This window comes from Psychrobacter sp. NC44 (assembly GCF_904846655.1).
Classification (GTDB): domain Bacteria; phylum Pseudomonadota; class Gammaproteobacteria; order Pseudomonadales; family Moraxellaceae; genus Psychrobacter.
Genome location: NZ_CAJHBN010000006.1, coordinates 53,737 through 67,012, shown reverse-complemented (window position 1 = coordinate 67,012; position 13,276 = coordinate 53,737). Strand labels below are relative to the sequence as shown.

9 protein-coding genes and 3 tRNA genes are annotated in these 13,276 nt (G+C 43.9%); 9 read left to right on the top strand and 3 right to left on the bottom strand.

Features of this window, described 5'->3' with window-relative positions; translation table 11 throughout:
- Positions 1–202 precede the first annotated feature (202 nt).
- The 4 genes from JMX95_RS06220 to JMX95_RS06205 all read left to right on the top strand — a co-directional run bounded on the left by JMX95_RS06220 (position 203) and on the right by JMX95_RS06205 (position 3,924).
- Positions 203–2,131, top strand: a complete 1,929-nt coding sequence (locus tag JMX95_RS06220) for an AAA family ATPase (RefSeq protein WP_201560329.1) — start codon at positions 203–205, stop codon at positions 2,129–2,131.
- A 175-nt stretch (positions 2,132–2,306) separates the two neighbouring features.
- Entirely contained in the window at positions 2,307–3,497 is a 1,191-nt protein-coding gene (locus tag JMX95_RS06215; protein ID WP_227675991.1) for a type I glyceraldehyde-3-phosphate dehydrogenase, read from the top strand.
- 162 nt (positions 3,498–3,659) lie between these two features.
- Positions 3,660–3,750 (top strand) — tRNA-Ser (locus tag JMX95_RS06210).
- Positions 3,751–3,833: 83 nt separating this feature from the next.
- Positions 3,834–3,924 (top strand) — tRNA-Ser (locus JMX95_RS06205).
- A 91-nt stretch (positions 3,925–4,015) separates the two neighbouring features.
- Here the strand turns inward: JMX95_RS06205 and JMX95_RS06200 are convergent.
- The 3 genes from JMX95_RS06200 to JMX95_RS06190 form a co-directional block, all read right to left on the bottom strand.
- Positions 4,016–4,750, bottom strand: a complete 735-nt coding sequence (locus tag JMX95_RS06200; protein WP_201560328.1) for a hypothetical protein — start codon at positions 4,748–4,750, stop codon at positions 4,016–4,018.
- 316 nt (positions 4,751–5,066) lie between these two features.
- Positions 5,067–5,408 carry a hypothetical protein gene (locus tag JMX95_RS06195; protein WP_055125114.1) on the bottom strand — a complete coding sequence of 114 codons (342 nt, stop codon included), beginning with the start codon at positions 5,406–5,408 and terminating at the stop codon, positions 5,067–5,069.
- 373 nt (positions 5,409–5,781) lie between these two features.
- A tRNA-Asn gene (locus JMX95_RS06190) sits at positions 5,782–5,857 on the bottom strand.
- Positions 5,858–6,355: 498 nt separating this feature from the next.
- Between JMX95_RS06190 and JMX95_RS06185 the strand changes: the two genes are divergently transcribed.
- From JMX95_RS06185 to betT, 5 genes are all read left to right on the top strand, one after another.
- A complete protein-coding gene (locus JMX95_RS06185) occupies positions 6,356–6,700 on the top strand; it encodes a DMT family transporter (protein ID WP_055125113.1) in 345 nt (114 codons plus the stop codon).
- Position 6,701: 1 nt separating this feature from the next.
- Complete coding sequence (locus tag JMX95_RS06180) at positions 6,702–7,274, top strand: TetR/AcrR family transcriptional regulator (protein WP_201560327.1); 573 nt, start codon at positions 6,702–6,704, stop codon at positions 7,272–7,274.
- A gap of 171 nt (positions 7,275–7,445) precedes the next feature.
- On the top strand, positions 7,446–8,960 hold the full coding sequence (betB, locus tag JMX95_RS06175; protein ID WP_201560326.1) for a betaine-aldehyde dehydrogenase: 1,515 nt from the start codon (positions 7,446–7,448) through the stop codon (positions 8,958–8,960).
- 118 nt (positions 8,961–9,078) lie between these two features.
- Positions 9,079–10,779 carry a choline dehydrogenase gene (gene betA, locus JMX95_RS06170; RefSeq protein ID WP_201560325.1) on the top strand — a complete coding sequence of 567 codons (1,701 nt, stop codon included), beginning with the start codon at positions 9,079–9,081 and terminating at the stop codon, positions 10,777–10,779.
- 267 nt (positions 10,780–11,046) lie between these two features.
- Complete coding sequence (gene betT / locus JMX95_RS06165; RefSeq protein ID WP_201560324.1) at positions 11,047–13,092, top strand: choline BCCT transporter BetT; 2,046 nt, start codon at positions 11,047–11,049, stop codon at positions 13,090–13,092.
- Positions 13,093–13,276 lie beyond the last annotated feature (184 nt).

The following is a 13,276-nucleotide window of genomic DNA, read 5'->3' as shown; positions in this document are numbered from 1 at the left end:
TCGTACTGAGCTTTAGCGATGAGCGATAATGACTTTTTATAATGATATATTTCGTATCGTATAACTTTAAGTTATGTGGCTTATTAGGGTTAAAGTCGTCCGCAAAACGGATGTAGCTGTTATAATTGTTGGCAGCTTTTTCTCTTATTATTTGCTCTTAAGCTGTTTTTCTTATTACTATTAACTTAATTGGTTTAGATATATGCGTCAATCTTCTGCTCTTGATATCTTAAAAACGGGTCAAAATGTCTTTTTGACTGGCTCAGCAGGTTCAGGTAAGACTTATACGCTCAATCAATATATCGACTACCTGCGCGCGCGCCGTGTGCCTGTCGCCGTCACTGCGAGTACTGGTATTGCTGCCACACACATGAATGGCACAACGATTCATAGCTGGTCCGGCATCGGTATCAAAGATGAGTTAAGCGACCGCGATTTGACTACGTTATCACGCAAGCAGTTTTTGGCAGACCGACTAAAAGACACCGCGGTATTGGTCATTGATGAGATATCGATGTTGCATGCTAAGCAGCTCAATTTGGTCAGCCAAGTACTCAAGCATATCCGCAAAAATGACAAAGCCTTTGGTGGTATCCAAGTGGTCGTGGCAGGGGACTTTTTTCAGCTGCCACCGATTGGTAGTAAGGGTGAAACCAACCGTGAAAAATTTGCCTTTATGTCGGAAGCGTGGCTTGATGCCAAGTTCCATATTTGCTATCTGTCTGAGCAACATCGTCAAGTAAGTGAGGCGGCTAATGGCGGACTTGATTTGGACGATATTCTCAACCAAATTCGTCGTCAGGAAGTCACTTTTGAATCGATTGCCGCGCTGGAGGCGACTTTTGATCAGAATGTCGATATCAAACGTACCCGTCTTTATACCCACAATCTCAACGTTAATAGCATCAATGATAAAGAGCTTGCCGCGTTAGAGGGCGAGATGATGCGCTTTACCGCAACGTCCACGGGCGACAGTAAATTGGTTGAGACGCTTAAAAAAACGGTACGTACCCAAGACGATTTGGTACTAAAAGTCGGTGCCAAGGTGATGTTTATCAAAAACAATACTGAACTTGGCGTGTCCAACGGTACGATGGGTGAATTGATTGGTTTTGCCGCTGTTAAAATTAATGATGATAGCAAAGACAGCAGTGATGATTTAATCGAAGATGATGATGGAAATACTGAAAATGAGACGAATAAGACTGTAAAAGGCAAAGGTAAAAAAGCCATAAAAGAGAAACCCAAAGCCAAAAAGCCAACGACGCAAAAAATGCCCGTGGTTCGGCTCAATTCAGGGCGTGAAGTTGTCGCTGAGCCTGAAGAATGGATTATCGAAGATGAGACAGGAGATGTGCTGGCAAGCTATGAGCAAGTACCGCTTTGTCTAGCATGGGCGATTACCATTCATAAGTCACAAGGCATGACCCTCGATGCCGCAGAGATTGACTTATCGCGCACCTTTGAGCTGGGGCAAGGATATGTGGCATTGTCACGATTAAAATCGCTGGCAGGTCTGCAGTTGCTGGGTATGAACGACATGAGTTTGCAACTTGATCCGCTAGCACGCGGTGCGGACAAACGCTTTTTAGCATTGTCTGATGAGGCTGATGCCAATTATGCGATGCTTGATGAAGAGAGCATGACGCAGGCACATGAAAAATTTATTTTAAAATCGGGCGGTACGCTGAGTAAATCAGTGATTGATGCTTATGCCACTTTGCAAAAAAAGCGCCGCGAGCAACAACAGGCGCAAATAGACAAAAAACAGAAACTGGGCAATCAAGTTTCTGATAAGTCAGACAGTACCTTGCTTGCGACGCGATTATTATTAGAGGAGAGCTTGTCGATTGCAGAAATCTCACAAGCCCGTCAGCTTTCACAATCGACCATCATGCGTCATATTGCTGACCTAAAATCTCAAGATCCAAGTCTCGCTTGTGATCATTTGCGTCCAGAGGATGAGGTGATGACGGCGGTTGGTAATGCCTACGTCGCGATTAAAGTCGCCAATAATCCAAATGATTTCAATGATAATGGCAGTATTAAATTGCGTCCAATATTCGATCATCTTAAGCAAAGTATTGATTACAATGCCATTCGTTTGGCACTTATTTTTATAACGCCCTAATACTGAATGGCGTCTTGATACTGAGTATGACAATTCAGGGTTCAATCATTCACCAAAGCCATTTAGCTTTTATATAACAATCCTTAGAGCCGATTAACAACTTGTTGGTTTTGTCTCATGGTAGCGCTGACTTTGTAGTGCTCAATTTTTTATCCCTTTATAGCGATATCTTTTTATGCCTGATTTTTCGAGCGCCACTTATCAATTAACGTCTGACCCAATAGCAGCAGCGGCGTTTCATACATCTAGTGAGCACACACAGCCACTGAGGATTGCTATCAATGGTTTTGGACGTATAGGGCGCAATGTGTTGCGGGCATTGCTAGAGCGCTTTGAGGTATTAGGCCGTGCGATCCATGTGGTGGCAATTAATGATTTAGCACCAGCGGATATTTTGCTGCATTTATTAAAGTTTGACAGCACGCATGGTCGCCTAAGTCGCCTTGGAGTCAGTGCTGATATTGTGGCGAGTAGCAACGATGAAGCGAGCGATGACGGTAACAATAACAGCGCCACACAGCTTTGTCTGACAAAAAACAATTATACCTACTGTATCAATTTATTCTCGGAACCTAACCCTGCGCAGTTGCCTTGGCAGGCGCTGGGTGTCGATGTGGTGCTAGAGTGTACCGGACATTTTCGCTCTTATGAGCAAGCACAACTGCACATAGTGGCTGGCGCGCAGCAGGTGATTATTGGTGCGGCACCATTCGATGATGTCGATGCTTGTATCGTTATGGGCGTTAATACTGATGAGCTAACACGTGAGCTGCCGATTATATCGAGCGTCTCTTGTACCACGCAGGCCTTGGTTCCCTTGATTGCGACGCTTGATACCGCATTTGGGGTAAAGTCAGCGATGATGACGGAGATTCATGCGGTCACCGCTGATCAGACAGTGCTTGATCAAGCGCACCGTGACCCAAGACGCGCGCGCGCGTCTGGTTATAATATTATCCCAACCACCTCTAGCAGTATCGCGGCGACAGAGCGTGTGCTACCTGCTATGGTAGGCAAGATAAATGGGCATTCGATACGAGTGCCTACCATTGATGTCGCAGCTATTGATGTGACCTTTGTTTTTGATACGCCCGATGTGTCTGTCGAGGCAGTCCGCGAGGCACTCAAATCTGCCAGTCAGGCACATTTGCGTGACATCATGGCTTATACGGATGAGCCATTGGTATCCAGTGATTTTATCCATCAGACTGAGTCTTTGATCATTGATGGTCAGCAGCTCATGCAAGTGGGTAGCCAGTACAAGGTTTTTGCATGGTATGACAACGAATGGGGTTATGCCAACAGACTGCTAGATATGTGTCTACATCTGGCTTCTCATAAAAAAGCTATCGTCAATTCTCTATAAAAAAGTGACCGCGCTAACCTCGCGGCAAGTATCATATATACCTCTGCATGCAGTTGCCTTGACTCTCTTTTAAACTGAATCAACGATAGCATCAAAATAATTTAAATTCGTTCAATTAATTGCTTGCATTCTCATGTTATATCGCTATAATAACGCACAAATGGAGACGTGGCAGAGTGGTTGAATGCACCGGTCTTGAAAACCGACAAGGGTTTGTAGCCCTTCGAGAGTTCGAATCTCTCCGTCTCCTCCAAATTCGAAAGCCGCAATCATTATTAATGATTGCGGCTTTTTTTGTTGCATTTTTATTTTATATCGCTATAATAGTCCACCAATGGAGACGTGGCAGAGTGGTTGAATGCACCGGTCTTGAAAACCGACAAGGGTTTGTAGCCCTTCGAGAGTTCGAATCTCTCCGTCTCCTCCAAATTCGAAAAAAGCCCCAATCAGTGATGATTGGGGCTTTTTTTATGCTGGATATTTATCCTATTATTTTATAAATATTCTGCAGCGCTTTTTTATTTCATTAGCGACTCATCAAACTTAATTTCCTGCCCGTTCTCCAATATCAATGTGCCTTTGCTAATCTCGATGGTCAAGTCTTTGGTGTTTTTAATGGCACGCATAACGTTGATGTCTTCAATACTGCTCTCGATGATGATCTTGCCAGACTGCTCTGGTTTAATAGGCGGGTCAAACTGTGTTAGTGGTACGTTAAAGCTTTTGCCCTGCGTCAAGTTAGCATCTTGCATGGTCAGTGTGCCCTTAAAGCTTCGAATGGAGACCTTGCCGTGATTAGAGAGCATAAACTGTAGTTTTACTTGATTTAAGCTGTCACTATCGCTTGTTTTGACTGGTAGTAGAGCGACAGGGTAGTTCTGCGCATTGGCACTATAAGCTGGCTGGCTGCTGACGATGGGGCTTTTTTTACCTGTTGGATTGTTTGGATGTAGTCGTTCGTATTCACGCTGTTGCACAAGGGCTTGCTTGATAGTGGTACGCGGCATCGCCCCCGACTCATAGGCACCGCTGAGTTTCATTCGCAACATGTAGCGGCTGAGTAATTGCTGCTCAGATTCAGGTAACTGCTCAAAAGTGGTGCCGAGTTTTTTCTGCCACTGGTCAGAGTTGGTCGGTATGGTTTTTTTGGTTGGGTCCGCGGTTGGCTGTGAGCAACCAGAAACGATTGGTAGTATCGCTAAGGCAATCGTCAATAACAAAGCTTTATTCAAGCGTTGATGTAAACTCGCCATCGTACACCTCCTTAAAAATCTTTATGGATAATAAAGAATGACAACAAAATAATGAGCGTTTTCTTAATATACCTCGTTTGATGAGAGGTTGTGTTTAATTATCGCTAAATGCTGTATCGCAAGCAAAATAGGCATATTTTTGTTATATGAAAGCAAAAAAGGGCAGGAGACGTACTATTTATAATAATTTCTGACAAGCAATCATGATCGGTATTTTTATTCACAATAGATATTTTTATTACGCCCACAAAAAAAGACTGAGTGCCGTTAAGCAAACTCAGTCTTTTTTATTAACAGCTAACGACTGTTTGAATAGTTAGTCATGAGCTTGGTCATTTTCTTGCAGCTCAGATAGTGAGTGAGTAATATTATTATTGTGGGTCACTACAATAGCCTCATCAATAATACGCTGGCTGACCCCGCGTTTACGCAGGCTTTCGATGAACACCTCATCATGGGCTAGGGTGTAGTCTTGATGATCGCGGTCAAGTCCTTGGCGAATATATAAACGAATAAGCCCTTGGATGCGTTTAAACCCCAACTCTTTTGAAGTGGCTTCTAATAGCGAAATCATCTCTTCAGACAAACGAATACTGATCGGGCGCATGATTTTTTGCGGATGATCAGAAAACTTATTTTTCACACGTACAGGTATCATAATAAACCATTATTTTTAGTGAGTAGGAGTAAAGCACTCAGACAAAAACTAACCCAATCAAAACTATCCTTACCATACAACAAAAACGCCTAAAAGAACACCGTAGCATGCCAATCGCACTAGGGCGTGTCCTCAATTCAATCGATTAACCTTTAAATGGGCTAAAAATGGCTAAATCTTGCCAAACGTTGTCAAATAGCTTATCAGTATCTCGATATTATTTGTGCTACTGTCCTTGTTTGACGGCAATTTATCTCATTTTTGTCACCACTTTTAAAATGAGGACACGCCCTAAGATTGCGGCTATCCTCTTAATTGAAAACGGCAACCATAAAAAAACCTTCATCAAATAATGATGAAGGTTTTTAGTATATGGCTCTCCAACCTGGGCTCGAACCAGGGACACACGGATTAACAGTCCGTTGCTCTACCAACTGAGCTATTGGAGAATAAGTTGGTATAACGATAAGTTAGATAAGCGCTATTGCTTGTCTTGTTTGCGTTATGTGGGGCACATTTTAGCCAAGTTGTTATAGGCTGTCAACCTTATTATGCCATTAATTATAAATATTGTTGTTATCTGTCAAAAATAACCAGTAATCCCTTATAAAGCGGGCTGTTTTGGCAAATTTTGACCGCTAAAATATTATTTTTTGACTAGGGCGTGTCTTCAATTCAATCGATAAATCTCTAAACGGGCTAAAGAATGAGCTAAAAGTGGTCAAAACCCTTATTTATGTAGGTTGGATATAAAATCTAGCGCTAATTTGATTAGACAAGTCGGCTATCTTTTTGAATAGTAAAACAATCTGTACCTCCCTCGAAACAAAAAAGTCATAAACAGTCCTTCACATTGCTAGAATATTTCTATAGAATACCGACCGTATGGTTTCTTTAATGTATATACATTATTAATATGTGATCAACTTGAAACAGGTTACCTAATTATGAGTCCCACCACTATTGCTTACGGTTATCTAGCCATCGCCATCATTTGCGAAGTGGTTGGCACGACCTTTTTAGTCAAGTCAGAGCAGTTTACGCGTTTGGTGCCGACCCTGATTATGGGTGTGCTTTATGCCATCTCATTTTACTTATTGACACAAACCATCAAAACCATACCGCTTGGTATTGCTTATGCACTGTGGGGCGGATTGGGGATTGTGCTGACATCGCTCGTTGGCTTGATGTTTTTTAAGCAAAGTCTTGATACAGCAGCTGTGGTTGGTATCGCTATGATTGTGGGCGGTGTCGTGGTGATGAACTTATTCTCTAATTCTGTGGTGCACTGATATGGAAATGGAAAACGCTTACAAACGTAAAAAACAGCCCGAAGTTGTCCGTCGTGCGCTACTCGATCAGGCAGCGCGAATCACGTTAGAGCAGGGCTTATCAAAAGTGACCTTTCAGGCGGTCGCTGATGCGGTCGGGGTGACCAAAGGCGGGGTGATGCATCATTTCACCACTAAAAATGCACTCATCCTTGAAGTGTTTCATGATGCGATGGCGAGGTTTGAGGCAGAAGTTAATCAAGCCATGGCAGAAGACCCTGTGCGTTATGGCTCTTTTACTCGTGCCTATATCAATGCCACGATTAGCTTAGGCGAAAAAGGGCAGGAAGAGCTCGATAGTCAAGCAACCTTATATGCATTGATGCTAGGCGATAGCGAGTTACGTGAGTTGTGGGCCAAGTGGGCAAATGCACAATTAAAGAAATATCAAGCAACCGACAATACCGAAACATTATGTATGGTGCGTCTGGTGGCTGATGGTATTTGGCTCTCTGATTTTTCGGGGATTAATATCTCAGATAAAACCTCTATTCATAAGCGTTTGATAAAAATGACGCAACCTGATAATGAATAAAACACTGTTCTTAAATGATTGATCAAATAAGCTTTTTTATTAAAAAAGCATTGAAAGACAGGCTTGTAGCAATAGGCTATATAAATTTATTTTAAACATTTAACCCATGACGACATTATTTAGCATTAGCTTGTTTATAAGGCTTTTGCCAGTCGTTAATAGGAGCACCGCATGACAGATTCAAAAACAGACCTCAACAACTTAACAGACATCATCGATTTAAAACAAATACAAACTGCTTATATTAATGGTCGTTACTTAGCAATCGACGAATCGCTTGCTACTTTTGAAGACATCAATCCAGCCACGGGTGAAGTGTTAACTACCGTTCAGCAAACGACCAGTGAACAGATTAATGAAGCGGTAAAAGCGGCACAAAAAGGTCAAAAAGTTTGGGCGGCGATGACGGCGGTTGAGCGCAGTCGTATTTTGCTAAAGGCGGTTGCACTATTACGTGAGCGCAACGATGTACTTGCATTGCTTGAAACCAAAGACACGGGCAAAGCACTCTCTGAAACCAAGTATGTCGATATCGTGACTGGTGCTGATGTCGTTGAGTATTATGCAGGGCTTGCGCCGATGATTGAAGGTCGTCAGATTCCATTGCGTGATACTAGCTTTGTCTATACTCGCCGCGAGCCACTTGGCGTCGTCGCAGGTATCGGTGCGTGGAACTATCCTATTCAAATCGCGATGTGGAAAGCAGCACCAGCGTTAGCCGCTGGGAATGCGATGATTTTTAAACCTTCTGAAGTCACGCCTCTAACGGCACTAAAACTGGCAGAAATATTGACAGAAGCAGGTCTGCCAGATGGCGTATTCAACGTCGTGCAAGGGGATTATAAAGTCGGCGAAGCATTAACCCAGCATCCTGATATCGCTAAAGTCTCGTTTACTGGCGGTGTACCCACTGGTAAAAAAGTGATGGCAAGTGCCGCATCTTCGTCGCTTAAAGACGTAACCTTGGAGCTTGGCGGTAAGTCGCCCTTGATTATATTTGATGATGCGGACATCGATACCGCTGCTGATATCGCGATGATGGCGAATTTCTATAGCAGTGGTCAAGTCTGTACCAATGGCACGCGCGTGTTTATCCCTAAAGCACTGCAAGCCAAGTTTGAAGAAGCCATATTATTGCGTGTCGAGCGTATTAAATTGGGCGATCCGATGGATGAGAGTATTAATATGGGTCCATTGGTCAGCTTCCCACATATGGAAAGAGTGCTTGGCTATATCGAGCAAGGAAAAGCGAGTGGTGCTCGTCTGCTAACAGGCGGCGACCGTGTTACGACTGAAGGGCTTGCAAATGGCGCCTTTGTCGCACCAACTGTATTTACCGATTGTAGCGACGATATGACTATCGTACGCGAAGAAATCTTTGGTCCAGTGATGTCGATATTGACTTATGAGACTGAAGAAGAAGTGATTCGCCGCGCCAATGATACCGAGTATGGTTTGGCTGCAGGAGTCGTGACCACTGATTTGACTCGCGCTCATCGCGTGATTGCACAGATTGAAGCGGGCATTTGCTGGTTAAATACGTGGGGCGAGTCGGCTGCACAAATGCCAGTGGGCGGTTATAAGCACTCAGGTATTGGCCGTGAGAATGGTATTGAAGCCCTTGAGCATTATACGCAGACCAAGTCTATCCAAGTAGAGCTTGGTAAGTTTGAATCGGTATTCTAAGCAGTTGTATGGTTAAAATTTTTAAAAAAGTAAGGTTGGCGTGTTAGGACTAATTTGTCCTTTTGGCACCGCCTTACTGATATGAAATGATGGATTTTTTAATATTATGGAGCGTTTTATGACATCAACCACACCTGAATATGACTACATCATCGTCGGCGCAGGCTCAGCAGGCAATGTGCTGGCCACCCGTTTGACCGAAGATGCCAACATTAAGGTGTTGCTGTTAGAGGCGGGTCGTCCAGACCATCGCTTAGACTTTCGCACGCAGATGCCAGCAGCGCTCGCTATGCCGTTGCAGGGCACGACTTATAACTGGGGTTATAAAACCGATCCTGAGCCGTATATGAACAACCGAGTCATGGACTGCGGTCGCGGTAAAGGGTTAGGTGGCTCGTCTCTGATTAATGGGATGTGTTATATCCGTGGTAATGCCTTGGATTTTGACGATTGGGCGAAAATCAAAGGTTTAGAAGATTGGACCTATTTGGACTGCTTGCCGTATTTCAAAAAGTTAGAAAATCGCGATGCTGGTGAAAATGACTATCATGGCGTCGGTGGTCCCGTCGAGATGACCACTTCAAAGCCAGGAGTCAATCCGCTGTTCCAAGCGATGATCGAAGCAGGCGTGCAAGCAGGCTATCCAAGCACGGATGATTTAAACGGCTATCAACAAGAAGGCTTTGGGCCGATGGATCGTTTTGTCACGCCTAATGGTCGCCGCGCTTCGACCGCTCGCGGTTATCTCGACCGCGCCAAACCGCGTAGCAATATCACCATTTTAACGGGTGCATTGACTGACGTGATTTTGTTCGATGGCAAGCGCGCTGTCGGCGTTAAAGTCGCGCATCAAGGTCAAACCAAGAATTTCTACGCGTCTCGTGAAGTGATTGTCTCCTCTGGTGCGATTGCATCACCGCAATTATTGCAGCGCTCTGGTATTGGTCCTGGTCAATGGCTCAAAGATTTGGGTGTCAATGAGATTTTAGATTTACCGGGTGTTGGTAATAATCTACAAGACCATTTAGAGCTGTATATGCAGTACGAATGTAAGCTGCCAGTGTCAATTGCGCCTGCCAATAAATGGTGGAATAAGCCAGCCATCGGTGCCGAGTGGTTGTTCAATGGCACAGGGCTGGGCGCGTCAAATCAGTTCGAAGGTGGCGGCTTCATTCGTACCGATGAGAAATTTACCCATCCTAATATCCAGTACCACTTCTTGCCATTAGCAGTGCGCTACGATGGTCGTAGTGCAGTGAAGTCGCACAGTTTTCAAGCGCATGTAGGCTCATTACGCTCGCCAAGTCGTGGTCGCGTCAAGCTGACCTCAAAAGATCCAAGCGCGCATCCGAGTATCTTGTTTAACTATATGTCTCACGACCAAGACTGGCACGAGTTCCGTGCGGCAATGCGTATCACCCGTGAAATTATGCATCAGCCAGCGCTCGATCCTTATCGTGGTCGCGCCATTGCGCCAACCGATGACTTGGTGACCGATGCGCAGCTAGACGAATATGTTCGTAATCATAGCGAAACGGCTTATCATCCGTCGTGTACTTGTGCGATGGGTGAAGGTAATGATTCGGTGGTCAATGGCGAAGGGCTCGTACATGGTATCGATGGCTTGCGCGTCGTTGATGCGTCGATTATGCCAAATATCATCAGTGGCAATTTAAACGCCACCACCATTATGCTGGCAGAAAAAATCGTCGATAAGATGCGTGGTAAGCAGTTGCCACGCTCGACGGTAGACTATTACGTTGCCAATGGTGCACCGCTTAGAACTGAGCCGATGCGCGCTTACCGCTCTACTGTATAAAGAGCTATATGAGCTATATGAGCTATTAGGCAATGAAATATATAAGCAATTTCAATAAGAAGACCTTTCCATGCAAAGGTCTTTTTCATCAGCGCTAACGTATTAAGTATTTTTAATACTGTTGTGGCTGCCTTTAATTGTCATTTAAATTTTTTATTTACATTGCAGTTTTCATTTATTGGTACTGCTTTGTGCGTCATACAGTCATCAAGTTATGACGGACAAATCAATATCAGACCCTGTTTAATTTACCTATTGAGGTCTTTTATGTACAGCTCGCCATCAAAAGATGCGACGAAACCCCTGACTCTAAACAAGACGGTTTTTTTAGGTTCAGCTATTATTTCTATTTTATTAATTATCTGGACGATTGCGTTTCCAGATTATAGTGAGACATTGTTAAGCTCAAGCATGGCATGGGTATCAGAGAGTTTTGGCTGGTATTACATGCTGGTGGTTGCCGCTTATAGTATATTTGCACTATTTGTTGGTTTTTCTAAATACGGCGATATCAAGCTTGGGCAAGATCACGAAAAAGCACAGTTTCCTTTCCTAGCATGGGCGGCGATGCTGTTCTCTGCGGGTATCGGTATTGATTTACTGTTTTTTGGTGCCTCTGAGCCATTGATGCATTATTTAACGCCGCATACGGGGCTGGAGCCTGCCAGTGCAGAAGCGATGCGCGAAGCACTTGCGCAAACCTTTTTACATTGGGGGCTACATGGTTGGGGTATTTATGCCTTAATCGGTATGGCATTGGCGTACTTTGCGTATCGTAAAAACATGCCGTTGGCGCTGCGTTCACCATTGACGCCTATCTTTGGCGAGCGTTTAATCAAGGGCTGGCTTGGCGATGGTATTGATACTTTTGGTGTTGTTTGTACCTTGATGGGTATTGCGACCAGCTTAGGCATCGGCGTATTGCAAGCCAATGCGGGTTTGACCCATGTTTTCGGTATTGAATCTAGCAAAATGGTACAGAGCCTGATTATCTTAGGGGTGGTTGCTGCTGCGGCTATTTCGGCGATGACAGGTGTGGAAAAGGGCGTACGCCGCTTATCTGAATTTAATATGCTATCGTCGATATTGCTATTAATCGCCATATTGGTGATGGGTAATACAGTGTATTTGCTGAATACCTTTACCCAAAATATTGGTCAATATTTCCAAACTATTCTCTTTAAAACTTTTGATGTATATGCCTATGACGGTACTGCTGGTGCCGATTGGAAATCAGGCTGGACGATATTTTTCTGGGCATGGTGGGTCGCTTGGGCACCGTTCGTTGGTCTATTTATCGCACGTATTAGCCGTGGTCGTACCTTGCGTGAGTTTGTCTTTGGCGTGATGTTTATTCCGCTTGGTTTCATTTTTGCCTGGTTCTCTATCTTTGGTAATTCAGCGATAGACTTGGTTGCTAATGGTGCAACTGAACTTGGTGAAATCGCTGTCAATGATGCTGCCATGGGTATGTTTGCCTTGTTCGAGTATTTTCCTTACAGTGACGTTTTGTCGTTCGCTGGTGTGGTTATTGGTTTAGTCTTCTTTGTGACCTCAGCGGATTCAGGCGCGTTAGTATTAGCGAACTTGAGCTCACGCGGCATGACCAATGACACCGATGCTCCGGTTTGGTTGCGTCTGTTTTGGGCAGCGGCAACGGGTCTTATCACTTTAGGACTATTATTTGCTGGTGGCTTTGCGTCATTGCAGTCAGTATCTGTGATTGCTGGTTTGCCATTCTCGCTTATCCTTGTACTTTATATGGTGTCGATGTGGAGGTCGTTAAAAGAAGAAGGCAATAAACGTAAGGCCAGTACGATTGGTACGGCTAATGTGCTGGATAGTGGTAAGAGCTGGAAAGCACGCTTGCAACGTATCGTCAGTTTCCCTAGACATGCACAAGTTGAACGTTTTTTACAAAATGTGGTTAGACCTGCCATGACAGAAGTTGAAAAAGAATTTGCGGCAGGCGGTCTAAAAACCTCTTTGGACATCCGTAACCCTGAACATATCGGACAAGATATAGATGAAGGCATGGATGAGAGTAGCGGTCAAATAGATGGTCTAAAATTACGGGTTGGACATGGCGATGAAGACGACTTTATTTATGAAGTGAATTTGATCAAAGCTGAGCGTCCTAACTTTACGTTGAGCACGTCAACTAAGAATGCAGAGTACTATTATCGTGCGGAAGTGTTCTTAAGTGAAGGCTCACAAGAGTATGACTTGGTTGGTTACTCCAAAGAGCAAGTGTTGGTCGATATCTTAAATCAGTACGAGCGCCATTTGCAGTATCTACATCTAGAGCGTTAATTGATTTATCAACACGTCCTAAATATTTAAGTAAAAACACTTAAGTAAAAATATCGTAAGAAACAACCCCATAAGTTGAATGCAGCTTGTGGGGTTTGTTTTATGAAAAATAAAATCAGTAGATATAGGGTAAAATATATAAAGATACGTTTCGGATTATCAGTTTCGAAATATTAGCAAAGGA